Below are 26191 nucleotides of genomic sequence, written 5' to 3' on the forward strand. Positions count from 1 at the left end.
CGACCACGGGCACATTGCTCGATCCGTGAGTGATGTGCCCGTGGAAGGGGAGAAGCAGTGGAAGGATCCGGTCTCGGTTTCGGAATCCTCGGCCCGCTCGAGGTGACACGCGACGGTCTGCCGGTGGCGGTCGGCGGACCGAAGCTGCGCGTCGTCCTCGCGGCGCTGCTGCTCCGGGCGAACGCGACCGTGTCCTTGGACGAGCTCGCCGAGGATCTCTGGGGCGAACACCAGCCTCCGACCGCGCGCAAGGCCGCCCAGCTCCACGCGTTGCGCCTGCGCCGGGTGCTCGGCGACAACGCCATGATCGAAACCCGCCCCGACGGCTACCTGATGCGCCTCGAACCGGCGCGGCTCGACCTGCTCCGGTTCCGGCAGCTCGTCGGCCGGGCGAAGACCGCGGAACCCGAAAGGGAACGGGAGCTCCTGGCCGAGGCGCTGGCCTGCTGGCGTGGCGACGCGCTGTCGGACGTCCCGGCCGAGTCGTTTCAGCGCGAAGCGGCCGTCCAGCTCGGCCAGGAACGGCTGCGGGCTCGCGAGCGTTATCTCGAAGTCAGCCTCGAGCTGGGCAAACACGTCGAGATCATCGCCGATCTCGGCGCCCTCACCCGCGAGAATCCCTGGCGGGAATCGTTGTGGGCGCTGCTGATCCTCGCGCTGCACCGATCAGGGCGTAGAGCGGACGCGCTGGAGACCTACCGGACCGTGCACCGGATGCTCACCGACGAGCTGGGCGTCGAGCCGGGCATGCAGCTGCGCGCGGCCCATCAGGAGGTCCTCACCCAGCCGGACGACCTGCCCGTCACCCACCAGGCGGGCTGCCAGCTACCGGCCGACCTGCCCAGTTTCTCCGGGCGGACGTCGGACCTGGAGACGTTGGACGGGTTCCTGGCTTCGGCGCACCGGACCATGGCGATCGTCGGTCCCGGTGGCATCGGCAAGACCGCGCTGGCCGTCCAGTGGGCTCACCGCGTCCGCGACCGGTTTCCCGACGGTCAGCTGTTCGTCGATCTGCGCGGTTACGCGTCGACCTCACCGGTGTCGAAGACCCAGGCCCTCACGCTTTGCCTGCGCGGCCTCGGTGTGTCGGGCGGGCAGGTGCCGGTGACGCTCGACGAACAGGTCGTGCTCTACCGGTCGCTGCTGGCCGGACGCCGGGTACTCGTGGTGCTCGACAACGCCGCCGACGCCGATCACGTCCGCCCGCTGCTGCCGCCGAACTCGGGTTGCGTCGCGCTGGTGACCAGCCGTGGCGACCTGCGTGGCCTGACCGTCCTCAACGACGCCCAGGTGCTGAGCCTCGACGTGCTGACACCCCCGGACACGCGAGCGCTGCTCACCCAGCTGCTCGGCGAGGACGTCGTCGGCGCCGAGCCCGGAGCCGTCGACCAGTTCGCCGATCTCTGCGGGCATCTGCCGCTGGCGCTGCGGATCGCGGCGGCGAACCTGGTCGGCGGGAAACACGCGTCCGTCGGGAGCTATGTGGCGACGTTGCGGGCCGACCGCCTCGCCGAACTGGCCATCGAAGGCGACCCGGACATCGCGGTACAGGCCACGTTCCAGCTCTCCTACCAGGCGCTGGACGAACCCGCCCGGCGGGCGTTCCGGCTGCTCGGGCGGATACCCGGCCCGTCCTTCACGTTCGCGGCGGCCGTCGCGCTCCTCGGCCCGGCCGAACGGACACGCCGGTGGCTCGACCGGCTGGTCTCGGCCAATCTCCTGGCCCGGCGCAGCGCCGACCGCTACCAGTTCCACGATCTGCTCCGGGAGTTCGCGGCCGCGTGTGCCCGGGACGACGAGCCATCGGGCGAGCTGGCCGCGGCCGATATCCGGTTGTACGACCACTACGCCGGCACAGCGGCCGCCGCGCACGAACGTCTGTTTCCGCTGGTCCGCAGGCTGCTGCCGACGGATCCAGTGGCCAGGGACGTGTTCGACGGTGACGAAGCGGCGATGCGCTGGCTCGATGAGGAGCGGCCGAACCTGGTCGCCGCCGCCGAGCGCGCGGCCATCTCTTGCGGGCTCCGCGGCTACTGCCGGGAGCTGGCCGACGCGTTGCGCGGCTATTTCTCCGGCTGCGGATACGCCGCGGACGGCTTGGCGCTGGCGAACGCCGCGCTCAAGGCGGCGGACGCGGCCGCCGACACGCGAGCCAAGGTCGTGGCGCTCGCCTTGCGTGGGATGATCGCCTACAACGTCAGCGACTACGACGACGCCGTGGTCCAGGTCACCAGCGCGCTGGGGCTCTGCGGCCAGGACCAGGTGGCGGAGGTGGAATGCCGGCATTTCCTCGGCCGGGTGTACGCGCAGCTCGGGAAGCCGCATGAGGCGAAGCGCCACCACGAGCGCGCGCTCGCCGTCGCACGGCGGATCGGCGATGAGCGGACCGAGGCCAGGGAGATCAACTACGTCGGCGTCGCCCTCCTGTCTCTCGGGCGGATCGACTCCGCGATCGCTTGTCACACAAAAGCGGTCGAACTCAGCTCACGAATCGACAACCACCACATCTCGCTGATCGCCCTGAACGGGCTCGGCCTCGCTCACTGGACCGCCGGACGGCTCCCCGAAGCCGCCGAATACCACGAGGAAAGCGTCCGGCTCTGTAAACAATGGGGCCTGCGGCATTACGGCAACGCGGCACTGGTGTGCCTGGCCGAGACCCTTTGCGATCTCGGCCGGTACGCCGAAGCCGACGACGTGGCCAGGGAGGCACTGGTACAGTGCCAGGAGGTCGGCGAACGCCGCCTTGAAGCCGGTGCGCTGGAAATCCTCGCCACCGCCGCCCGGCGCCGCGGGCGGTTCGCGGAAAGCATCGAAGGCTACACGGTGGCGCTGGGACTGTCCCGGGCGATCAATTTCCGGTACGGCGAGGTGTCGATTCTCATCGGCCTCGCCGCCGCGCATCGCGCCACCGGCGATCCCGCCGGCGCCGTCGCGCACGCGGAACTCGCGCTGACGAAGATGAACGAGACCGGAATGCGGGTCCTCGAATGCGCGGCGCTGACCGAACTGGCCGCCGCCCAGCTGGGCTTGGGCGACCTCGACGCGGCGAACCGCCAGGTCGAACGCGCGCTGAAGATCGCGCAGGAAGACGGCCAGCGCCTGAGCCAGGCCCGCGCCCTCCTGGTTGCCGAAAAGATTCGCGACATCAACGGAGAAGCGGCCGCGGCGCGGGAGAACCGGACGTCCGCGCTGGCGATACTCCGGGAGCTGGGCGTTCCGGAGTCCGAGTGAGTGGCGATAGAACCAAAGGTGTTTCAGGTACGTACTGAATGTGGCAGCAGTTGGTCGCAGGTCCGTGAAGGCCTCCTGCGTTACGTGCGGCGATTCGGGCGCTGGTGGCGAGGGACCCGATTGCGATGTCCCCAATGTCGCATCTGACCAGCCGTTATGCGACTCCGCGCTGGTCGAGTGGGAGACGGAGGGCTCGTCACGGTGGCCTGACTCCTTCTCGACTGTCCACAGGGGACACTTCGGGGTGAAAGCGCCCGATTCGGACGCGCCGGCGACTCATTCGGTGCGCCCAATGTGACATCGGAGACGCTCAGCGTCCCCAATGCCACATTGGGCGCGGCATCGCCACCTACCCCGTTCGGAGATCCAGCTCGAATCACCAAGAGCGCAGTTATACGACTTTGCCGAGACCCCGACCCTGAAGGCAGGGAAGGAGGCCTTCACGGACTACGCGATCGCCATCCGCAGCCTCAGCAACACCACCAGCCCCAGCAGTCACAGCCGCAGCGCGTGAAGGACCCCCTTCACGCGGCTCAGCCGAGGAAACTCGACCTTCACACCTTCCCAAGTACATGAAGGCCCCTTCCTTGCGCCTGGCGCAAGGAAGGGGCCTTCATGTACTTCAAGCGAGCAAGAGCGGTTCACGACCCCGAATCGGTCCCGCCTGTCAGACCGCGGCCGGTGCCGCGCGGACCACGTAGCCCAGCTGTCCGCGTACGGTCTGTCCTTCACAGTTCGCCTCACCGGAGACGAACAGCTCGCCCGCTGACGCGCCGAAATTGAGCGCGCACTGGTAGAGCGGGATACTCGGCAACCCGGCGGGAGGCTGTGTCCAGATGTAGCCCACGTCGCGGTAGACCGTCTTCCCTTCACAGGCGGCGTCGAGGGACAGGAACCGGTCCGTACCGTCCACACAGGACTTCACCAGCTGGGTGCCCGGCTCGTTCGACATCGCGAGCAGGCCGTACGTGCCCTCGTGGCGGTACCCTGGTGGCGTACCCCGCGTCGAGACGTCGTGCTCGCCGATCCGCGGGTGGTAGTACCGGGTCAGCGGCGCGTACGCCAGGAGATATCCGATCAGGACGTCCACCTGCTGGCCTTCACAGTCGGCCAGGTAGGCGTCGAACCGTTCTCCGTTGTGCAGGCACCGGTAGAGCGGAACCGTCGCGACCCCGGCGGGTTTCGCCGAGTACACCCAGCCGAGATCCGCGAGTTTCGTCTTGCCCTCGCAGGCCGGATCGGTCGAGGTGAACGCGTCGGTCTCCCCGAGCAGGCAGCTGTACACCCGGCGCGTTCCGGGCCGTTCGGCGGTGAGCATCATGCCGAGCGATTTCTCGAACCGGTAGCCCGGCGGCAGTTCGCCCGCCTTGCCGTAGAGGTCACCGCCGAGGAGCACCGTCCGGTGGTCACCGCCGGTCCGGATGAACCGGCCGAGCTGGCCACCCGCCGGCTCGGGCCAGCCCGCCCGCTTCCGGAGCTCGTCCGGGGAGACCACGCCCATGTCCGTGGTCACCTCGTCGATCGCACCGGGGAAGAACCCGTCCGCGACCCGGTTGGCCTTGCCCCTGCCGATGGTGAAGCTGCCCCACGCCGTCCACAGCAGGACGTTTTCCTTGGTGCCGACGTGTTCCCCGTTGACGTACAGCCGCAGCTGCCGCGCCGGGTAGTCGTACACCCCGGCGAGATGTGTCCACGTGTTCAACGCGGGCGGCTGCAACGAGTTCGCGTAGACCAGCGGCGTGTGGTTCGCCCCTTCCGAATCCTCCGTCGCCGCGCCGAAGATCCACCGGTTCACCTCCGGCCGGTACTGGAGGACGAAACCGCTGTGGGTGGCGCCGTCCTGGCCGAGCACCGTGGCGACCTTGTCGCCCCTCGTGAGGCGTGCCCACGCGGCGACGGTGAAGCTGTCCCGCATGCTCACGCCCGGCTTGGTGCCCTGCGCGTAGGAGTTGCCGTCGAGCTGCAGCGCCTTCCCGGTGATGCCGTCGGGGTAGGTGGCGGTCCCGGTCACGGCCATGTGGTTCTGCGCCCACGAGTAGTCGCGCGGGGTGCCGTCGTCGAACCTCCAGTAGCCGTGCGACGCGGGCGGGATGTCGTCGTGGACCCGCCGGACCTCGCCGTCGGACAACGCCTTCCCGTACGCCCTGACCTCCTCGATGCCGCCGGGGAAGTAGCAGCCGTCACCGCCGTTCCACCGGCACCGGCCGATGGAGAACTTCCCGGGTGCCGCCGGGATCGTGATATCCGACTGCATTCCCGACAGCACGCCGTTGACGTACAGCCGTACCTGCTTCTGCGCGGCGACGTACGTCATCACCAGATGCGACCAGCCGCCCACGTTCGCCGGTTCGCTGGAAAGCACGGTTCGCAGCTCCGGGTTGTTCTGGTCGGCCTTCGGTACCACCACACCCCACGTCTTCGAGCCGTGGTCGTACTGCACGTGAAACGCACTCACCTGGCCCGCGTCCTGCCCGAACACGGTCGCGTAATGCGTGCCCGCCTTCAGGTACGCCCACGCGGCGACTGAGAAGTCCCGGCCGGTGTCTTCGACCACCGGCACGGCGGTCTCCGCGTATCCGGCACCACCGTCGAACCACCCGGTGTAGCCGTCTCGCCCAGGGTTCCAGCCCGCGCCGCCCCGCAGCGTCGCGGTCAGGCCGCGGCCGCCGGAATCGGCCGCCGTGGTTCCGGTGCTCTCGTTGAACTTCCAGTGTCCTTTGTCCGCGGCGGGCAGGGTCGTCGAACCCTCCGCCGCCGGATAGCCGCGGTACAGCGCGGAAACCCGCTCGGCGGTCAACGAGCCACCGTACATCCGGACATCGTCGACGGACCCCTTCCAGAACCCCTTCGCTTCACCGCCCTCACGGCCGCGGCCGATCTGCAGCCCACCTGTGGCCTGCCAGGCGGTGAGCAAGGTGCCCTCGCCCTTGCGGGTTCCGTCGACATACAGGTGGATCGACTTCGCCGTGGCGTTGTAGGTGCCCGTCAGGTGTACCCACCCCGTCAGGTCGCTGGGAATGACGTCCACCGAGGCCTTGGTGATCGTGCCGTTCGCCTCCGGCATCTCGAACACCCAGTTCCCGGGATGCCCGTTGTCGTCTTCGAGATGACCGAGCCGGAACTTGCTGGCGGGCCTGGTGCTGCCGTCGGGGGCGACGCCGCCATCCTGCGAGACCGCGCTGAACATGCAGCGCGAGGTGACGTCGAGATCGCATTCCTTACCGGTCATGCGAACCCACGCCGACACACTGAAGCTCGTGTCGGTGCGGACGTCGACGCCACTCGTCGAGGCGACGTCGTCGACGCCGTCCAACTGGACGGCGTTGCCGACCCGCCCCGGTGCGAAGGTCGCCCCGCCCGACAACGTCGCCTGCCGTGCGCCCACGGCGTCACCGCTGGTGACCCCGGAGCCGTCGTCGAGGGTCCAGTTGTGCGCCAGGCTCAGATCCCGCCCGGCCATCGTCAGGATCTCGCCCGCCGGCAAGGCCCGGCTGTAGACCGAGACATCGTCGATGGCGCCTGGGAAGAGCTCGAGATTCTCGTTCCCGCCCCACTTCGACCGGCCGATCTGCAAGGGCCCGTTGAAGTCCGCGCCGTCGAGATGGATCTCCGAACCGGCCAGCACACCGTTCACGTAGAGCTCGATCCGCTGCCTGCTCTTGCTGTACACCCCCGCGAGATGAGTCCAGACCCCGGGTTGCGCGGCGCCGCCCGCCACGTGGTCGATGAGGGCGTCCGGCGCGTCGACCTTCGAAACCGTGAAGTCCCACCGGCCGTCGGGCAGCAGGCCGAGGTCGAACCCGCTGGCCGTCTGGCCCTGCTGGGAGACCACGGTGTGGTGCCCGTCGATCTTGTCCAGTTTGGCCCACGCCGTCACGGTGAAGCTCTTGTCCGTGTCCACCACGCTCTGTGTGGTGGCGGCGTGGCCGCCGTTGAGCCGCAGCGCGAGGTCCGCCGGGTCGGGCATGCTGGTCTGCCCGGCGGTCCAGTCCCCGGTGCCGTTGACCGTGGCGTTCACCTTTCCGTTGGCGTCGTCGGGGTTGCCGTCGAATTTCCAGGTACCGGCGGTGACGTTGTCGCGGCTCACGAGCCCACGGACCTCGTCCTGCGAGATCGCCCGGTTGTAGGCGCGGACCTCGTCGATCGTGCCGGGGAACCGCTGCTCCGGAACCCCCTTGAGGACCGCCTGCCCGATCCGGAACGCGTTCTTCGCCTGCCACGGCGTGACACGGGTGGACTCCCCGATCAGCTCGCCGTCCACATACAGCCGGATCTTGTTCTCACCGGCGTCGTAGGTACCGGTCAGCTGGGTCCACACTCCCTCCGGCGGCTGGGTCGACGTGCCGACCCAGTTGTACCCGGCCGGACTGTCCGAATCGGACTGCGGAAAGACGAAGGTCCACTTGCGGTTCTGGTACTGCAGGCAGAACGAGCAGATCCGGTCGCCGTCCTGGCTGAGCACGGTGTACGTACCGTCGTCGGCCCGGTCGAGTTTGACCTGCGCGGCGACCGTGAAGCTCTGGTCGGTGCGCAGCAGCGGGCTGTTGGTCGAGACGACGTCGTCGATCCCGTCCAGCCGGACCCCGCCCTTCACCGCGCCCGTCGTGGTGAAGGCCGCGCCGTTCCGCAGCACCGCGTCGGCGCCGCCCTCGACGGAGTTCCGCGCCGTCGTACCCGAGGTCTCGTCGAACCTCCAGTGCGCCACCTGGACGTCGCCCGCCCCGACCAGCGCCGAGACCTCGGCAGCGGTCAGCGCCCGGTCGTGGATCTGCACGTCGTCGACCCCGCCCGCCCAATGGTCGACGCCGGTGTTGGTGCCCCAGACCGTGCGGCCGATACGCACCTGACCGGAGGCCCAGTCGGGTTTCGCCGTGTGCGGTGTCGTCGCGGCGAGCGTCCCGTTGACGTACAGCTTGATGTGCTTGGCCTCGGGATCGTAGACACCGGCGAGATGGGTCCAGGTGTTCAGCTCCGGCATGCCGATCGCCGAGGTGGCCATCGGCACGCCCTTGTCCGAGGACGTCGAGTTGGGCACACCGAAGACCCAGCGGGAATTGCTCCCGTCGGCCTCGGCCCGGTGCCACAGCACGAATCCGGGGAACATCGCGCCGTCCTGGCTGACCACCGCCCTGGCGTGGTCCTTGCGGTTCAGGTTCACCCAGGCCGAGACCGTGAACGCCGCGCTGTTGCGGATCGCGTTCGGCGCGCTCACGTGGTCGTCGACGCCGTCGAGCCGCACCGCGGCACCGACCGCGCCCTGTCCGGTGAAGGTCGCGCCGCCGTTGAGCGAGCCGTGCCGGTCACCGAGGAAGGCCGAGTCGTTCGGGTTGCCGTTCAGCGCCCAGTGCGCCAAGGGCCCGTTGCCGGCACGGACGTACGTGCGGTACTTCCGGATCGGGCCCTTGTGTCCCGCACGATCCACACTGCGGACGTAAAGGGTCTGCGGCCCGTCGCCGGGCGGTGCCAGGCGGACCCGCGCGGCGCCGCCGCGCGTCTCGGCGACGATCGGGGTGCCCGGCTCATCCCACCAGTCGTACAGATAGTGGTCGACGTCGTCGACTCCCTGGGAACCGAAGACGAACTCACTGAACACGCCGGGTCCGCCGTGCCAGCGATTGTCCTCTGTGTACAGTTCGCTGGCCACCGTCGGCTCTACGGTGGGTGGCTCCCGGTCGATGGCGAACCGCGTGCCGCTCGCCGCACCACTGGACGCCGCACCGTCCGAGGCGTGCAGCCACCAGTTCATGGTCTTCCCGTGCCGCTTGCTGAGATCGATACCGGCACTGTGGATCGAACCGCTGGTCAGCATGTTGGCGTCCCACGCGGTCTCCACCCCGTCGTGGATCCGCCACTGCGCGCGGACGTCGTCACCGTCCGGATCGGACACCTGGGCCTTCAGCGTGATCCAGTCGTCGCCGACGTAGGGGATCCCGCCACAGTGGTGGCACGGGGCCTTCAGCGGCGGATCGGTGGTGAGGTTGCCCGGCACGTGCGGCGTGCGGTTCCAGGTCACCTTCAGTTTCATGTCCGGCGGGTTGTACTTCCGCCACGCGGACTGGGCACCCGAGTCGAAGGCCTTGAGGAAGTACACCGACGAACGCGCCTTCTTGATGTGCTCGGTGGGCACACTGAACCCGGCGTTCTTCCAGCCCGTGCAGTTCGTGTGCACGCCGGGCACCTTGCTGGAAGCGGCCCGGTTGCCGCCGAGGCGGTTGTTCCAGTTCATCCCGCTCCACAGGAGCCGGTCGTCGCCGATGTGGTAGACGTCGTGCCAGGGCTCGTTGCATTCGGGACCGGACACCACGACCCCGGACATCGTGATACCGAGAACATCCTTGTCCCACAGGAAACTTGTGTCGTATTGGAAGTACGCCCATGCTTCGCCGATGTTGTTGCAGTAGCTGTCCGGGTAGTCACGCGGGCATTGACCCACCTGCGCGTAGGTGCCATCGCCGCTGGTGCCCCAGTACTCGTCCTCAGGCTTGCCGGAAAGCACAGTGGCCCAAGCGGTCTTCTCGTGCGTCCGAAGCGTCGGGTCGACGACGACCGGGAACGTCCGCGCCGGGTCAGCCAGGAATTTAGCGTCCGGCACCAGTTCCAGCGCACCGTCCACAACGGACACCGCGATCGGCGCCCGCTTCCCCGCCGCGTCCCACATGACCGACGGCGGGGCGCTGAACAGCTCGGCGCCCGCCTCGTCGAGCACCCGCAGCGCGCCGTCCTTCCCGGCGGTCACCTTCAGGCCGTCGGCCCGGATCGTCATCCGGATCGACTTGAGCGCCGGGTTCTTCGCGGCGGGCTCGTCCTTCAGCGTGAGGTGCTGCCGGAAACCATCGCGGTCGGCGTACATCACCAGGTCGGCGCCAGGGAACACTTCGGGATAGGTCACCTTGTCGCCCGCGACCACCGGCGCGGGCAGATCGCCCGGCCAGTACAGCGAAAGCGACTTGCCGTCCCGGCGGAGCGTGGCCAGTGGCGCGGTCTTCCCGCCGCCGGACAGCGACAGTTCACCCTCGGCCGCCTTGGGGCCGAACGAACCGTCGGCGCGGCGCACCACCGCGGTGTCGATCGGCACCCACTTGCCCGCGACCTTGGTCCGGACCGGGACCGGGGTCAGTTCGGCGGTCAGCGTCCCCTGTGGGTTGGCGAAGACCTCCCGGTTCGCGGTGCGCTCGCCCGCCACCTCGACCCTTGTCCCCTGCGCCCGCGCGGCGGCCATCGCCGAAACCGCGTCGGGCGCTTCCGCGACGGATGCCGGTCGTGCGGGTATGACCGGGCTGCTCCCCGCGACGACGACCACCATCGAACCCACCAGAGCGGTGACCGCCGTGGCGATCACTGTGCGACGTAGCCGCATTGTTCCTCCCACCAGGTACGGAGCGCAGATCCGCAGGCCCCGCGACGGTGGGATCGTGCGTCCATCCGGCTTCAGCTCGGCTACACCGCGACTTCACCCCCGAGGGGAGTCGTCGCCAGGACACGGGCGGGGGTCGGCCGGCACGCTCCAGCACCTGGTGGAAGGTCATTTCGTGAGCTATTTCCGGAAAGGTGAACAGGTTGGGAGATCATGCCCGAGCTGGGAATCAGGGTCCTCGGTACCCTTGCGGTCCCTCGCCGTGCCGGAGTCCCGCGCGAAGGCCTGAGATGTCAGCGTGCGGTGGGCAGGTAGTGCGGTGCCTTCCGGGCGTGGGTGGCCTGCTCGAAGGCGTAGGCGTAACCGAGCAGGGAAGCGTCGGTCAGCCGGGTGCCGAGGAAGGAGACGCCGATCGGCAGGCCCGTCCGGGCGAAGCCACCCGGAACGGTGATGTGGGGATACCCGGCTGTCGACGTGCTGCGGGTGCTGCTGACGAAGGAGCTACCGCCACCTCCGAAGATCGGCGGGGCGGGCAGGTCGGTGGCCGTCACGATCGCGTCGAGACGGTACTTCTTCACCACGGCGTCGATGGAGTCCCGGGCCTGGCCGGTCGCGGCCGCCCGGTGAGCACGATACGCCGGGTCGTTCACGTTGCCGTCGGTCTTGTCGGCCATCTCGAGCAGGTCCTGCTCGAAGCCCGGCAGCTCCACAGCGGCGTGCTTCTTGTTGTAGGCGATGAGATCGGTGAGGTTCTTGGGATGCCCGCCCGGGGTCGTCGCGAGATAGCCGTTGAGGTCGTGCTTGAACTCGGTCAGCACGGCGGGCAGCAGATGCGGCTGGACCATTCCGATGACGTCGGGGACATCCGCTCCTTCGACGACGGTCGCTCCCAAGACGCGGAGCCGCTGAACGGCGGCCTCGAAAACCCGGTCGACATCGCGGTCGATTCCCTCGTGCCCCTTGCGCCACACACCAATTCGCTTGCCGCGCAACGAATCGCGATTGAGCATGGTGCGGTAGTCGGCGGGCAGGGCGCCCGCGACCGGTGCCGTGGCCGGATCCGCCGCGTCGGCTCCCGCCATCACCGCGAGGGTCAGCGCAGCGTCGGTCACCGTGCGGGCGATGGGGCCGGGGGTGTCGTGCTGGTTCGTGATCGGAACGACACCGCCACGGCTGACCACCCCCAGCGTGGTCTTCACACCGACCGTCGACGTCGCGGCGGACGGGCACACGATCGACGAGTCGGTCTCCGTACCGATCGTCACCGTCGCCAGCCCGGCCGCCGCCGCGGCGGCGGAGCCGCTGGACGAACCGCACGGGCTCCGGTCGAGGACGTAGGGGTTGCGGGTCTGGCCACCGACGGCGCTCCAGCCAGGGATCTGCCTGGAGCCGTAGAAGTTGGCCCACTCGGACATGTTCGCCTTGCCGAAGATGACCGCGCCGGCATCGCGCAGGCGCTGGACCAGGAACGCGTCCTTGGCGGGCTTCGCCGTGCGCAACGCGGTCGAGCCTGCGGTGGTGGTCTGCCGGTCCGCGGTGTCGATGTTCTCCTTCAGCAGGATCGGGATACCTTCCAGCGGCCCCCGCGCCTGGTGCGCTCGGCGGCGGCTGTCGCTCTGGCGCGCGAGCGCGAGCGCGTCCGGGTTCGTCTGCACCACCGCGTTCAGACGCGGATTGAGGGCGTTGATGCGATCGAGGTAACCGCGGGTGAGCCGCTCGGAACTCAGCAACCTGCTGTCCATGGCCCGCTGGAGATCCGGGATGGTCAGCCGGTCCAGAACAGTGCTCATCTCCGAGGCTTGGAGCGAGGTCGTGCGGTCGTCGGCGTGCGCCGACGCCGGCAGCAGAAGACAGACACCTGTCAATGCGGCCACGATCCCACGCCGTCGTGTTCGAGCTGACGAACGCATTGTTTCCTCCTTGTTCGGGCACCGTTCACGGCGCCCCGAAATGGTGAACTTTCTGACGCGTGGATCGATTTCCTGCCGCGTGTACCGGCTCCAGTCCGGATAGCTGAACCTTAAGCCGTCCGACGGTGTGAGGCGATGGCACCTGCTGCCCTTTCGGGGTGGGGTCAACCCCACCTTGTCCACAATGGAACCCGTTCACCAGGGCGGCACGCGCGCTGGGTCATCCGGCCAGGCGATCACACCGATCCCGATACGTCGCCAACGGCGGCGTAAGACAGAATCACGCGCCGTCCAGCCGACCTGACCCACTTGCCGCCGAGTGTCAGGCAAATGCGATGACGAAGTTCATCGGTATGAGCGGACACCGCCGACAAGGAGTTCACCTGGGCAACTCCGAGGGTGCAAGATGGTTCGCCGGCTCTGGAACGGAGTACGCCGGTGAAGAGATGACACGTCCACACGACAACTACCACCCATGGCTGCCGCCACCAGGCCCTCTCACACCAATTTCCTGGAGCAGAGACCCAGATGATCAAGCTGAAGCTCGTTCGCAGGGACCGCAGGACAACCGCTCGACGCGGTGAACGCTCTTATCGCCATGGGTGGCGAGTCCCCCGCACTTCCACCACGCGAAGCAGCCCAGGCCCGATGTTCGGCGGCGGAGAGCCCGATTCAGGGCAACGGGACACGCCAGGTCACTCTGGTCCCGCCACCCGGCCGGGCCGCGAATCCCGCGCTGCCGCCGCAGCGTTCCGCCCGCTGCACGAGGTTGGCCAGTCCGCTGCGCCGCCCTGCTTCGGAAATACCGACCCCGTTGTCTGTGACCTCGATGACCAGTTCACGATCCGCCTCGACGCCGATGCCGATCTCGTCGCCCCCGGAGTGACGGACCGCGTTGCTGAGTGCTTCGCGCACCACCGCCTCCGCGTGTTCGTACAACGCCGGCGAAACGCGCGTATCGACGGCGCCGTCGATACGGACCGACGTGGTCACCGTGTCTTCACCGGTCAACTCGGTGACCACGTCCAGCAAACGCCGCCGCAGGGTTTGCGGCTCGCCCGGGCCGGATGTGTGCAGATCGAAGATGGACGTCCTGATCTTCCGGGCCGTCCGATCCAGTTGCTCCACCCCATTCGCGATCCGGTCCCGGGCGAACTCGTCCGGCACACTCGATAAAATGCTCTGCAGGCTCATCCCGATGGCGAACATCCGCTGGATGACGTGATCATGCAGATCCTGCGCGATCCGGTCCCGATCGGCGAAAACGTCCAGCAAACGCTGGTTACGCTGCTTCTCGTCGAATTCAAGGGCGACGGCCGCCTGGCCGGCGAACGAGAACAGCAGGGGGATCTGCTCCCAGTCGAACTGCGCGGCACCTTTCCCACGCCCGGCGAGCAGCACCCCGCCGTCCCCTGCCGTGCTGGCCAATGGCACGACCACGCCAGGGCCGGTGAGAGAGGGCTCATCCTCCGCCGGGAAGACGGCGCCAAGATCCGGGATGAGACTCACCCGCCCCTCGGAAAAGACCTCGTCGAGCACCGGATGGGCGCGGGGTGTCGAGGTGTTCAGCAGCGAGCCGATCCGGTCACCCACCGTCGAACCCACCGTCAGTGACCGCGCCTCGCCCGCCTTTGCCAGAAGAATCGTCACCCCGTCGGCTTCGGCCAGCTCCCGGACACACTCGCCGATCAGGTCAAGCGTGTCGGTCACCGAAGCCCCGCCGAGCAGCCCACCGGTGACCTCGGCGACCGCCCCCAGCCACCGCTCCCGCATCCGGGACCGCTCGAACAGGCGAGCGTTGTCGATCGCCACCCCCGCCGCGGCGGCCAACGCCTGGATCACGACCTCGTCATCGGCGGTGAACTCGGCCGCGTTCCGCTTCTCTGTCAGATACAGGTTGCCGAAGACCTCGTCCCGGACCCGGACGGGTACACCGAGGAAACTGCGCATCGGCGGATGGTTCGCGGGGAAGCCGACCGACGCCGGATGCGCCGACAGATCCGGGACCCGCACCGGATACGGCTCCTCGATCAGCAAACCCAGCAGGCCACGTCCCTCAGGGAGGTGCCCCATCATCGCGCGGGTCTCCGGGTCGATACCCACATAGACGAACTCGGAAAGGCCATCCTCGTCACCAACGACACCGAGGGCGCCGTATCGGGCGTCGACCAGCTTCGCCGCGGCCTGGACGATGCGTTGCAAGGTGGCGTCGAGCTCCAAGCCGGTCGCCACCGCGACAACCGCGTCAAGCAGCCCTTGCAACCTGTCGCGGGTCTTGACGATCTCCGATAGCCGCTCCTGAACCTCGCGCAGCAACTCGTCGAGCCGCAACCCGGTCAGAACGGCCGCACTCGGCTGCGGATCAACCCCGCTCGCTTCCGGTTCGGACGACATCGAGGGTTCCTTTCCCCGGACAATCTCGATGACAGCCTCTGTCGCCTCCAACGTGCTCAGCCTTCCACCGCGAGCCTGCCCTGCCAAGAGGCCACGATCGCGCCCGGCGACGGTCCTCCGGACGTTGCGACAGCTCACTGACCGGACGGACGTGCCCCGCACTTCCCAGCGCGAAACGGCCGTGTGGCGCGTGGGGTGTCCGGCCTCTCCGGGACAGGCCGTCCCAGTCGGAGTCTCGTGACCAGACACGGAGGGCCCTTGGCAGACCCGGAGTGGGACGTTCGTCCCTAACGAGACCGCACGAGACGGGCGAACCTTGACCCAGGAACCTCGCTTTGGCAGGAGGATCACGATGCCCACGTCCACTGCGGCGGTACTGGCCAGCCGGTGCCGTCCGCAGGCTACTGCACTGGGGTGAGCAAGCGATGGCCCCAGGATCCAGGGAGGTTCAGTCATGAGAAGAGCGTGCGCGGTGGCCGCCGCTACCACGGTGGCCGTACTGACGGTCGGCGCGTGCGGTGCGGCCGGAGCCAATGGACAAGCCCAGGGACATCAGCGGACTCTCGAGGCCACTATGCACGAGATCGGCACTCGCGGTGCACAGGACTCTCGGGCTGAATTCGTCGAGATCGCCAACCGCGGATCCCGTACGCTGCCCCTCGGGGGCTCTCGGTTGCTGGTGGTACTTCATTCCCACGCCGTGGAACTCGCCCACATCCCGGACGGCGTCCTGTTGCGACCGGGCGCGGTCTACCTGCTCGCGAGTACGCGGTTCGCGGGAGGTCCCGCGCCCGACCAGATCTTCAGTATCGTGGACGACATTCCGGAAGTGTTCACCATGACACTCGTGACTCCCCAGGGAAACGCCGTGGATACCGTTACGACAGCGCGGGCCGTGCTTCCGAGCGGGTCGCCCGCACCTCGCCCTCATGACGGGCTTTGCCTCAAGCGGGTCCATTTCACCGGCGACAACGCGAGAGACTGGGTCGTGGCGAGATGCACTCCCGGCGTCTACTGACGCTACGTTGACCATTGCGGAAACAGAATTGCGCAGGCCGCCGGTCATCAACAGCTCGACCGGATGCCCGACGCGGTCTTGCACACACCAATGGGCGTTTCTGAGGAGGTTTCGTGTATCGAGGAATTTCATCGAAAGCGCTGCCGGTCCTCGGCGCCGCAGCCCTTGCTGTGGCCTGCTCTCCCCTGGAGATGCCCACGGCTGCCGCACCGTGCGAGGTCGGCAAATATTTCGAGCTCGGCCTCTTCGAGAGGCCGTTCACCGATCGCCGCTACACCGGCACGATCGGCAGCGAACAGCATCGCGAACTCGCCCGCCAAGCCGTTCGGGAATCCCAGGTGCTTCTGAAGAATGACGGCACGCTGCCGCTGGCCAAGGGCGGCGGCAAGATCTTCGTGGCCGGCAAGAACGCGGACGACATCGGCAATCAGAGCGGCGGGTGGACCATCACCTGGCAGGGCAGCAGCGGCGACATCACTCCGGGAACCACTATCCTGCAAGGAATCCGACAGAAGATCGCGCCCTCGACGACGGTCACCTACAACAAGGACGGCACCGGAATCGACGGTAGCTACCGCGCAGCGGTAGCGGTGATCGGCGAAACCCCCTATGCCGAGTTCATGGGTGACCGGCCGGACGGCATGAGACTGGATGCCGAGGACCTGGCGACCTTGCAACGGCTCAAAGCATCCGGGGTTCCGGTCGTGGTCGTGCTCGTGTCCGGCCGGCCATGGGACATCGCCACCGAACTGCCCGGCTGGAACTCTCTGCTCGCATCATGGCTACCCGGCACCGAAGGCGGCGGGGTCGCCGATGTCCTGTTCGGCGACTATAACCCGACTGGCACGCTGCCGATGACCTGGATGCTCAGCGCCGGCCAGCAGCCGATCAACGTCGGTGACGGAAAGCCCGCCCTTTTTCCCTACGGCTATGGCCTGGAGTACCGGAACTGAACGTCGTGCACGATGCTCATCGCTCAGCACCTGAAGGGGGCTTGGGTCGCGGAGCGTGGCGAATGTTCGTGGGGTCGCCCGCGGTTTCGATTCCGGACAGGTCCTCGTCGAGCAGGGCAACCAAGGGGTGTTTCAAGCGAGGATCATGGTCTTTTCCCGGCGAGCGATCGTCTGGAGCAGAATGGACCGGGAGATCCTCCTGGTCCCGCATTCACACCAGGCTGGGACCAGGTCACCGCCGTTCCCCTCAAGCATGTCGATGTACTCCTTGCCCCGGCGATGGGCGCCGTGCGGAACGTCGGCGAAATCGCGTGAGCCGTGTGCGTGCGGCCCGGTCAGGACGACGAGGACCGGGCCGTGCGCGGTGTCGTAAACCGTGGCGACGTGGTGGTTGGCCGAGCAGCGCACCCGCAACAGCAGGCGACTGTCGCGGTGCGCGCCGAGTTCGGCGATATTCTGTTCCGCCTGCTTACGCCGATCAGCGGGGGAAACGTATGCGTTGCTCACCGATCCTCCCGGTCACTCCGCGCGGTGGAGATTCTGAGCCTTCTCCAGCACTTGCGCCTCATCACTGTACTTACGCGCAAGGGCCTCGAAGAACAGTAGGATCACCCGCCAGAAATGACCGGCGCCGGCGATGGCGATCCCGGTGAACACGATACCGAGCCAGTGGCTGCGCACGGTCAATGCCCAGGCCGCGAACAGGTCGAAGTCCACGATCCAGGCCGCCGCGATCCCGATCACCAGGTTGGTGATCGCCCAGAACTCCTTGGCCAGGGCCAGCCACCGGGCGGCGACCGCCGATACCGCCACGAGCCCGAGACCGAGCATGGCGAGCATTCCGAACGCGTGCATCACACGTCTCCCATCTGCCGGGTCACGTCGGACGTCCAGTCTCCATGGACGCGTTGCGCTCTCGATAGGGGCGGAAGTCTTTCCGGTAAGGACCATCGTGCCCTTCTCGTCCGGCTGCGGAACGTGGTGAGCGCGGCGCCGGTGGAAGCACCTGGTTGACATGTGCATGTCACATGCTCACGGGATTTCACGTCAAAAGTCCATAGTGGACATCGGCGCGCCGGATCGAATGCCGGAGCACTACCTCCCGACCCTGTTCGACGAAGTGGCCGGAACCGACATCAGCCGGCCTTCACGGGGATGGTGTGCGTCTCCCCGACGCCGACCATCGGCATCCTGATCTCCAGGATCCCGGCGTGGTAGCGGGCCTCGATCCCTGCGAGATCGGCCTCCGCCGGCAGTTCGACGGTGCGGGCCAGCTCGCCATGACGGAACTCGCTGGCTCCTTCGGCCTTTTCCTCCTTGGGACGGTCGGCGGCGATGCTGATCTCCCGGCCGGTCACCGAGACCTTGATGTCCTGTTGAGGATTCAGTCCGGGCAGCTCGGCGCGAAGCACGTACCGGTCGTCGGCGACGAAGTCCTCCAGCGGAATGGAAAGGCGGTCGCCGCTACGCGGTTTGAGCCAGTGAAAAACTTCAGGCAAGCGCGAAGCCTTGGGCAGCAAGGATGCCATTACCGGTCCCTTCCTCTCGCGAATTCAGGCCTACCAATCTGGCGTATCCGCGATCTCGTGGCCAGGGTCCGCGTCCTCTCCGCATCGGGACGAAAGTCCCCGTTTCGCCGGGTGAACGAAATAGGTGCCGTTCGGCCCTGGTAGCCGCCTCTAAACCCTCGTAAAACGGCAGCATGCGCTCTGCCACTGTTGAGATCCGCGTTACGACGGACGGGCATGTGCTGCCAGGCACGGCGGACTACGCCCGGGAGAAGATCGGCGCTTTGCTGCATCTGGCGCATCGTCCGGTGTTGTCCGCCCGAATACGGGTGACGCGGCACGGTGATCCGGCGGTGCCGCACCCCGCGGTGGCGCAGGCCAACCTCGACGTCAACGGCCGGCTGGTGCGGGCTCAGGCGGAGGGCGAGAACTCGTGGGAGGCGATCGACCGGCTGGAAGCTCGCCTTCGGCATCGGCTGGAACGCATAGCCCAGCACTGGGAGGCCCGGCGCGGCCGGATTCCCTCGGCCTGGCCGCATGAATGGCGGCATCAGTCGGAAGGGGCTCGTCGTCACCGTTGGTATCCGCGCCCACCGGAGGAGCGTGAGATCGTCCGGCACAAGACGTTCACGTTGCACCGCTGCACGATCGACGACGCTGCCCGAGAGATGGGGATGCTCGGCTACGACTTCCACTTGTTCACCGAGGCCGGTACCGGTGACGACGCGGTGCTCTACCGTGCCGGGGCGACCGGATATCGCCTGGCGCTGGTGACGCCGCCAGGGCCGCACGAGCTGGCCGCGTTCCGGCTTCCGTTGACCGTCAGCACTCAGCCGGCACCGATCCTGGCCACCGACGAGGCTGTGGCGCGGCTGGAGATTCTGAACACGCCGTTCCTGTTCTTCCTGGATGGTGAACGTGGTCGCGGATCCGTGCTGTACCACCGCTACGACGGCCACTACGGGCTCATCACCCCCGCGGGCGAGGCATTGTGATCGGAGGGCATCGGACGGTGTCGCACACCGCCGACCTGCGGATCGAGGCGTGGGCGCCGACCCGTGAACAATGCATCGCACACGCGGTGAGCGCCGTGACCGAAAGCCTTCTCGGCCGTGACATGCCGGCACCGTCCGGTTCGGTGGACTGCGAGGTCGCCGGCGCCGACGACGCGGACCTGCTCGCGGCCACGCTGAACGAAGTCATCTACCACCTGGAAACCGCGGGCCAGGTCCCGGTCGAGACCAGGGTACGGGCGATCGCCACCGGTCTGCGCTTGCACTTCTCCACGGTCAGGACGGACAGACTCGTCGCGGTCGGCGCGGTGCCCAAAGCCGTGTCGTTACAGGACTTGCGGTGTGAAGATCATGGTCACCAGTGGTGGTGCTCCGCGACCATCGACGTGTAGGGGGCGAGGCTTCGGCTGCTGTATTTCGCGTCCGTCGACCCGGCCAGTGAGCCCTTTTCAACTTCCCGTCCTGGTGACATTGTGAAGGACCGTCACGGCCTTGACCAGGCTGGTGATCCGGGTGGTACTGCACCGGAGCTTGCGCAGGAGACGCCAACCCTTCAGGGCTGCGTTGGCCTGCTCCCCTACGGCCCGGATCCGGGTGTGTGAGCGGTTGGCCGCCTGCTGGCCTGCGGAGAGATTCGCCCACCGCCCCCAGTAGGGCACACGCACGGTGCCGCCGGCGCCGCGGTAGCCCTTGTCAGCCCAGCAGCGGATGTCGGCGGCGGTCAGTGCCTCGATTATCCCGTGGGCACGGGCGGCCTTGATGTCGTGCACAGCGCCGGGCAGGGCGGGCGAGGCCCACAACAGACGGCCGAGCGGATCGGCCAGGACCTGCACGTTCATCCCGTGTTTGCGGTGCTTTCCGGAGCAGAAGGGGCGGTCGGCGGCGATCCGGTCGATCGGCAGGAGCGTGCCGTCCAGGATCACAAAGGCGATCCGCCGGGCCTGCCGGATCGCGTCGGCCAACTTGGGCGCGAGCGCGGCAAGCAGGTCGGCTGCTTCGCGGATGTAGCGGTAGGCAGTGGCCACGCCGATCCCGAAACTGGCGGCGAGGCGTGCGTAGGTATCCCCGCAGCGCAGGTGCGCGAGCACGAGCAGTGCCTGGCGGTGCACCGGTAGCCTGCGCCACCGAGTGCCTCGTTCGCGGCGACGCCGTTGCAGGTGCCCGGCGAGGAACCGCAGGTGCGAACTGGACAGGTCGATCGCGGATGGGTAGCCAAGCATGGCGAAGCTCCTGGTCGAGCGAGTGATCTTGGTCGTGAACTCCTCTATCAGGAGCTTCGCCACATTCAGCACCTGGGGACCGACAAACTCCAGCCTGTCGCAACAAGGTTGGGAAGTGCTCACTGCCTGACGGATGATGTTCCGGGCGCGATACTGGCCTTCATGACTCCAGCGAACCGCCCAGACACAGTCCACTTGAGGGCGTTCACCGAGGCCGACCTCGCCTTTCTCGACCGCCTCTGCACGGATCCCGATGCGCTCGGCGAGTTCGAGTGGCCCGGATTCGGTGATCCGAGGGCACGCCGCAAGCGATGGGAGATCGACGGGTATATCTCCGCCGAGTCCGCGGCGGTTGCGATCGCGCGGGCCGACGACACGGTTATCGGCATCGCCACCTGGAAGCCCCGCGGCTTCCCTTCGGGTGTCACCTACGAGATCGGCGTGGGGGTGCTACCCGAGCATCGTGGACAGGGGGTGGGCACGGTGGCACAGAGGCTGCTCGTGGACTACCTGTTCGGCCGCACGACCGCGAACAGAATCGAAGCCCTCACCAATGGCGGTAACCTCGGCGAGCAGAAAGCCCTCGAACGCCTGGGGTTCCGCCGGGAAGGGGTCATGCACGGCAGGTCCTTCCAACACGGCGAGTATGTCGATGTGCTCGTCTACGGTCTGCTCCGCTCAGAGCATTGTCCCGGAACGCCATGAGCACTCCTCCCAACCTGTTCAGAGTGAGGTTGGAAAAGGCTCAGTGGCACCCTCACAATCCTGCACATGGTGCCCTTGGAAACAAAGAACCTGCGGCTGCGTCACGTCACACGTGACGACACGGAATGGCTGCGGTCCACCCTCGACCGCACCAGCAGGCGTTTCGGAACCCGGGTCGGTGAGGCCGACGGCACCGGGTACCTGACCATCCGCCCAGGGTGAGCGGGCCTGCCGCGCAGCCTGCCGGAATGGAAGGCCCAATGGCCTCCCTTGAAGCGACAGTGGGCTCTGCCGCTGACCTCTCCGTGAGCGCCAGCCTTGGTCGTGGCCTTCCCGCGACAGGTCCGTGCACAGGGAAACCGGAGGTTCGCCGATGATGTTCGCCGATCGCACAGATGCGGGACGGCGCCTGGCTCGGCGCCTGGAGGCATTCAGTGGTGAAGACATCGTGGTACTCGGGTTACCGCGCGGGGGTGTACCGGTCGCGTTCGAAGTGGCGCGGGCGCTTTCCGCCCCACTCGACGTGATCATGGTGCGCAAGCTCGGCGTGCCCTACCAGCCAGAGCTCGCGGTGGGTGCCATCGGCGAAGACAACGTGCGGGTGGTGGACGACGAGGTCGCGCGCTGTGCGCGCGTGACCAAGGAAGAACTCGCCGCGGTCGAGCGTGCCGAGCAGGCCGAGCTGCGGCGCCGGGTCGCGAGGTTCCGCGCCGGACGAGAACGAATCCCGTTGGCCGGGCGTACCGCACTGATCATCGATGATGGGGTGGCGACCGGCTCCACGGCCCGCGCCGCGTGCCAAGTCGCGCGTGCACAAGGCGCGGCAAGGGTCGTGTTGGCCGTGCCGGTGGGCGCCGCGGCCGCGATCCTTTCACTGCGCCGAGTCGCCGACGATGTGATCTGCCTCGAGACGCCCACCTGGTTCGTCGCCGTGGGCCGCTGGTACCGCGAATTCCGGCAAACCTCCGACGAGGAAGTCGCCGATTTCCTCAGTCGCGCCGGCCTGGCGGCCCGGCAACTCGCCGCCGACGCGATGGGCCCGGCGGATCCGCCCGTGCGCGACGAGGACGTCGAAGTGCGTACGGGACAGGTCACGCTGGCCGGGCACCTCACCATTCCCGAAAACCCCATCGGCGTCGTCGTGTTCGCCCATGGCAGCGGCAGCAGCCGGCACAGTCCGCGCAACCGCCATGTGGCCGCGAACCTCAATGACGCGGGCTTGGGCACCTTGCTGTTCGACCTGCTGACCCCGCTCGAAGAACTCGACCGCGCCCGCGTCTTCGACATCGAACTGCTCGCGCATCGCCTGATCGAGGTCACGCACTGGCTGAGGGCCCAGCCGGACACCGCGCACCTGCCGGTGGGCTACTTCGGGGCCAGCACCGGAGCCGGCGCGGCCCTGTGGGCCGCGGCCGACTCCGGAAACGCCGTCCGAGCCGTCGTCTCGCGCGGCGGCAGACCCGACCTCGCCGCACAGCGGCTGAGTTCCGTCCACGTACCGACATTGCTCATCGTGGGCGGGCACGACAAAGCCGTGCTCGGCCTCAACCAGGTCGCGCAGGCGGCCATGCCATGTGACTGCGAGATCGCGATCGTGCCCGGCGCCACCCACTTGTTCGAAGAACCCGGCACACTCGACTGGGCCGCCGCACTGGCCCGGGACTGGTTCATCCACCACCTCGGATCCACACCGGACAGCGCGGCCGCGTCGAACACGACCTAAACGCGATCCCGCATCCCGGCCACGCCCGCGGTCGTGGCGCATCGGGCACAGCAGTAGACCGCATTACCTCCTTCGACACCGTGCCCGACCACCCGGCATCCGCAGTGACCACACGTGGGCGCCAACCGGTGTATCGCGCATTCGAAGCTGTCGAAGACGTGGGACTCATCGTCCACCACGATTTCGAACGCTTTGTCGTAGTCGTTACCGCACACCTCGCACAGCGCCACGATTCTCGCCTCCGTTCCCGGATCGGTATTCAGCGAGCCGCGCAAATGGCCTCGACGAAGCGGCCAACCGTGGCCTCGGGGAGATGACGGGCCAGGTCGGCCTCGCTGATCATCCCGACCAGCCGGTGCTCTTCGAGGACCGGCACCCGCCGGACTCGATATCGTTCCATCACGTCGAGCACGTCCTCCACTTCGGCGTCGGCACGCACGAGATGAGGCACCCCTTCGGCCAGTTCACCAGCGGTCATGACGCCGGGGTCACCGCCCGTGGCGACACATTTGATCACGATGTCGCGGTCGGTGACGATGCCGTGAAGCCGATCGTCATCACCACAGACCGGCAGCGCGCCGACATCGAGTTCCCGCATCCGCCCTGCGGCGGATGCCAAGGTGTCATGCTCTCCGATACACGTTACGCCCGCATGCATGATGTCCTGTGCGGTCGTCATCATGACCTCCTGTCGGATCGTGTTCTTCCCGGAACTCGTAGCGTGCTCCCGTCCTGTCACCAATCAGAAGAGACCAAGGTCCCTGTCGAACGGGTCAGCGATGAATCAGTCGGCGTCGCCCAGGAAGGTGATCTCCTGGATCGTGCTCTGGTAGCCCCGCGGGCCGGGAGTGAGACGGACGAGCCAGACCAGCACGACCGCACTCGCCGCACCGGGCGGCACGGAAATCCTGGTCGTGCCCGGCGTCAAGGTCGCGGTCACCAGCGGCACCGTCTCGACGAAGGCGGGACGGGCCGAGGCCGCCGTCCGGATCTCGACCACCGACCCGGCGCTGGGCGAGGTGACGTCCACTTCGCGCACCCGAAGCGGACGGCCGAACGCGGCCAAAAGCCCGGCTCCCCGTGCGAACTCGGGGAACTGCTGCCGGTACTGGTCGGTGGACCACGCGGTCATCGGATCACCGTCGGTGGCCAGCGCGGCCGCACGCGGGTGATCGGGGCTCCCGGTCACGTTGTACACGGTCACGCTGTCGGGACGGACCGGAACGGGAACGGCAGGCGTCGTCGAAGACGGGGTCGGCGACGGAGGTGCGGGATGAGGCAACACCGCCGTCGGCGCCGACGAAGACGCTGGCCTCGGGGCCTCGGCCGGTGCGCGGCCGGACTGCCCGCTCACCTGCGTCACCCCGCCGGCGATGAGCAACACCACCGCGATCGCCAGGATCGCGGTGGTCACCGAGCGCGCGTCCCGGTCGCGAGGGCGCATGGACCGGGACGGCGGCTCCACCACCGGCTCCGAAGCGGGGCGGGGCACCGGCGGTTCGGCGACGACACCACCGGTGTCGAAGCGCGTCATCGCCTCCGCCAGCGGGGTGACCGTGTGGATCTCCCCCAGCATGGGGCACCCGAGGCTGAGCTGCACCACGAGCTGCAGCTGCTCCGGCACGACGTCGGGCAGGCTCTGGGGCGCATCGGGGGCAGGCCACTCCCCGACGATCAGCGCATACAGCAGGGCGCCGAGGCCATAGATGTCCTCGCGCTGCGTTCCATTCGGCGCCGGGCCTGGGAACGCCAGGATGAGGGCGTCGTCCTGGCCGATCCGGATCCGTTGTGGACAGTCGATCCCGGCGAGGAGGCCGCGATGGTGGACGTGGTCGACAGCGGCGGCGAGGGGCCGTAGCATCCGGCAGGCACGTTCGGGCGGTACCGAAGTCTGTCGCACGGCGTCGAGCACCTCCATGCCGGGCGTCCAGGCGGCGACGACCAGCCCGGTCACACCGTCACCGAGTTCGGCCTCCTTCGCCGGGCCGAGCACGTCGAGCACCGGTGCCACGGCCGCTTCGGGGGCCGTGGCGGTCAGCCGGGCGTGCTCGAGCACGCGGGCACTGCCTCCGAAGAGGTGCCGCCCGCGGGTATCGGCGGTCAGCACGGTCATCGCGACATCCCGCGCGCCCCGTTCGTCGCGGCCCCGCCAGAACTCCACAGCCCCGTCCCGGGTGGCGCCACGCCGGTTCAGCAAACGGTAGCGGCCGCCGACGAGGGAAGTACCTGTGACCAGCATTTCCCCAGTGCACCCAGGCACAACTGCCGTCCGCTAGGGCACAAAGTCTTCGGTGGCAACGCTTGTGCGCGGGAAACGACTTTGGCCCTTTCCGTTCTTCAGCGTGCACGTTCTTCAGCGTGCACGCGGATGCTGGTCATCACGGTGCGATACAGGCTGCACGACAACCGTCCGCAGACGCTTCAGGAAACGGCTGACCGGCTCGGGCTTTCGCGCGACCGCGTCCGCCGGCTGGAACAGCGGGCCTGGTCCGGCTGCGCGAGCCAGGCGAGCACCGACGACCACTGTTCTCGCGGGATGATCGGTACACCAAGTGCCGACAAACAGGATCGAGTGCTTTCGAGGACCTCTTGAGCCGAAGGGCATCACCGGTCAGAGGTCACGCCGTGATCATCGAGACCTCGCTTGTTCCCCGTCCGCGCATGACCATCACCGAGTCGAGCACCCATCCGTTGTGGCGCTGAAGGGAAGGCCATAGCAGCTGCGGTCGAGTCTCGGGCTACCAACGGCTGGTGACCGGGTGAGAGCAGCAACAGCGTCAGCGGAAGGCTGCTACCGGGACATCTCCGGCGGTGCCCCACTGCCTGGTAGTCACCGCACCGGTTGCGCTGTCCATGACATACCAGACCCCGTTGCCTGGCCGCCAGACCACGAAATCATTACGACCGTCCCCGGTGAAATCGGCACTCACCGGGACATCGCCTGCCGTGCCCCACTGCTGATTCCTCACGGCTCCGGTGGCGGAATCGACGACGTACCAAACGCCATTGCTCGGCCGCCAGATGGTGTAGTCAGCACGGGCGTCCCCGGTCATGTCACCACCGACCGGGACATCTCCGGCGGTGCCCCACTGCCTGGTAGTCACCGCACCGGTTGCGCTGTCCATGACATACCAGACCCCGTTGCCTGGCCGCCAGACC

Annotated in this window: 17 protein-coding genes and 2 pseudogenes; 8 read left to right on the forward strand and 11 right to left on the reverse strand. The window is 67.8% G+C overall.

Features of this window, described 5'->3' with window-relative positions; genetic code table 11:
* The first annotated feature begins 57 nt into the window (after positions 1-57).
* Positions 58-3234 (forward strand): AfsR/SARP family transcriptional regulator, encoded by a 3177-nt coding sequence (locus tag AC069H_RS41775; protein ID WP_478236025.1) that lies wholly within the window; start codon positions 58-60, stop codon positions 3232-3234.
* A gap of 667 nt (positions 3235-3901) precedes the next feature.
* Here the strand turns inward: AC069H_RS41775 and AC069H_RS41780 are convergent.
* From AC069H_RS41780 to AC069H_RS41790, 3 genes are all read right to left on the reverse strand, one after another.
* Complete coding sequence (locus AC069H_RS41780) at positions 3902-10591, reverse strand: LamG domain-containing protein (protein ID WP_478236026.1); 6690 nt, start codon at positions 10589-10591, stop codon at positions 3902-3904.
* Between the two features lie 290 nt (positions 10592-10881).
* Complete coding sequence (locus tag AC069H_RS41785) at positions 10882-12462, reverse strand: amidase (protein WP_478236027.1); 1581 nt, start codon at positions 12460-12462, stop codon at positions 10882-10884.
* A gap of 708 nt (positions 12463-13170) precedes the next feature.
* Positions 13171-14892 (reverse strand): GAF domain-containing sensor histidine kinase, encoded by a 1722-nt coding sequence (locus AC069H_RS41790; protein WP_478236028.1) that lies wholly within the window; start codon positions 14890-14892, stop codon positions 13171-13173.
* A gap of 1242 nt (positions 14893-16134) precedes the next feature.
* Here AC069H_RS41790 and AC069H_RS41795 point away from each other — a divergent pair.
* A pseudogene (locus AC069H_RS41795) lies at positions 16135-16863 on the forward strand (glycoside hydrolase family 3 protein); the annotation flags it as partial.
* A 132-nt stretch (positions 16864-16995) separates the two neighbouring features.
* Here the strand turns inward: AC069H_RS41795 and AC069H_RS41800 are convergent.
* The 3 genes from AC069H_RS41800 to AC069H_RS41810 all read right to left on the reverse strand — a co-directional run bounded on the left by AC069H_RS41800 (position 16996) and on the right by AC069H_RS41810 (position 18362).
* Positions 16996-17370, reverse strand: coding sequence for a hypothetical protein (locus AC069H_RS41800; protein ID WP_478229092.1), 375 nt, complete (start codon positions 17368-17370; stop codon positions 16996-16998).
* A gap of 12 nt (positions 17371-17382) precedes the next feature.
* Complete coding sequence (locus tag AC069H_RS41805; protein WP_478236029.1) at positions 17383-17703, reverse strand: hypothetical protein; 321 nt, start codon at positions 17701-17703, stop codon at positions 17383-17385.
* Between the two features lie 296 nt (positions 17704-17999).
* Positions 18000-18362 (reverse strand): Hsp20/alpha crystallin family protein, encoded by a 363-nt coding sequence (locus AC069H_RS41810; RefSeq protein WP_478236030.1) that lies wholly within the window; start codon positions 18360-18362, stop codon positions 18000-18002.
* Between the two features lie 248 nt (positions 18363-18610).
* Between AC069H_RS41810 and AC069H_RS41815 the strand changes: the two genes are divergently transcribed.
* Positions 18611-19366 (forward strand): ribosome hibernation promotion factor, encoded by a 756-nt coding sequence (locus AC069H_RS41815; protein WP_478236031.1) that lies wholly within the window; start codon positions 18611-18613, stop codon positions 19364-19366.
* 17 nt (positions 19367-19383) lie between these two features.
* Positions 19384-19776 carry an archease gene (locus tag AC069H_RS41820; protein ID WP_478236032.1) on the forward strand — a complete coding sequence of 131 codons (393 nt, stop codon included), beginning with the start codon at positions 19384-19386 and terminating at the stop codon, positions 19774-19776.
* Between the two features lie 57 nt (positions 19777-19833).
* On the opposite strand, the gene AC069H_RS41825 is transcribed toward AC069H_RS41820, so the two are convergent.
* Positions 19834-20604 (reverse strand): transposase family protein, encoded by a 771-nt coding sequence (locus AC069H_RS41825; protein WP_478236045.1) that lies wholly within the window; start codon positions 20602-20604, stop codon positions 19834-19836.
* A gap of 162 nt (positions 20605-20766) precedes the next feature.
* Here AC069H_RS41825 and AC069H_RS41830 point away from each other — a divergent pair, with 162 nt between their 5' ends.
* The 3 genes from AC069H_RS41830 to AC069H_RS41840 all read left to right on the forward strand — a co-directional run bounded on the left by AC069H_RS41830 (position 20767) and on the right by AC069H_RS41840 (position 23032).
* On the forward strand, positions 20767-21309 hold the full coding sequence (locus tag AC069H_RS41830) for a GNAT family N-acetyltransferase (RefSeq protein ID WP_478229786.1): 543 nt from the start codon (positions 20767-20769) through the stop codon (positions 21307-21309).
* Positions 21310-21375: 66 nt separating this feature from the next.
* Positions 21376-21531, forward strand: a complete 156-nt coding sequence (locus tag AC069H_RS41835; RefSeq protein ID WP_478236033.1) for a hypothetical protein — start codon at positions 21376-21378, stop codon at positions 21529-21531.
* Positions 21532-21682: 151 nt separating this feature from the next.
* Positions 21683-23032, forward strand: coding sequence for a phosphoribosyltransferase family protein (locus AC069H_RS41840; RefSeq protein ID WP_478236034.1), 1350 nt, complete (start codon positions 21683-21685; stop codon positions 23030-23032).
* Here the strand turns inward: AC069H_RS41840 and AC069H_RS41845 are convergent.
* From AC069H_RS41845 to AC069H_RS41855, 3 genes are all read right to left on the reverse strand, one after another.
* Positions 23029-23262 carry a hypothetical protein gene (locus AC069H_RS41845; protein ID WP_478229161.1) on the reverse strand — a complete coding sequence of 78 codons (234 nt, stop codon included), beginning with the start codon at positions 23260-23262 and terminating at the stop codon, positions 23029-23031. The two genes, AC069H_RS41840 and AC069H_RS41845, sit on opposite strands and share 4 nt — an antisense overlap.
* 29 nt (positions 23263-23291) lie before the next feature.
* On the reverse strand, positions 23292-23714 hold the full coding sequence (locus AC069H_RS41850) for a CBS domain-containing protein (RefSeq protein WP_478236035.1): 423 nt from the start codon (positions 23712-23714) through the stop codon (positions 23292-23294).
* Positions 23715-23816: 102 nt separating this feature from the next.
* Entirely contained in the window at positions 23817-25271 is a 1455-nt protein-coding gene (locus tag AC069H_RS41855) for a hypothetical protein (RefSeq protein WP_478236036.1), read from the reverse strand.
* Positions 25272-25400: 129 nt separating this feature from the next.
* Here AC069H_RS41855 and AC069H_RS41860 point away from each other — a divergent pair, with 129 nt between their 5' ends.
* A complete protein-coding gene (locus tag AC069H_RS41860; RefSeq protein ID WP_478236037.1) occupies positions 25401-25625 on the forward strand; it encodes a sigma factor-like helix-turn-helix DNA-binding protein in 225 nt (74 codons plus the stop codon).
* Between the two features lie 184 nt (positions 25626-25809).
* Here the strand turns inward: AC069H_RS41860 and AC069H_RS41865 are convergent.
* Positions 25810-26191 (reverse strand): annotated as a pseudogene (locus AC069H_RS41865) (VCBS repeat-containing protein); the annotation flags it as partial.

The organism is Amycolatopsis sp. NPDC043887 (assembly GCF_056435665.1).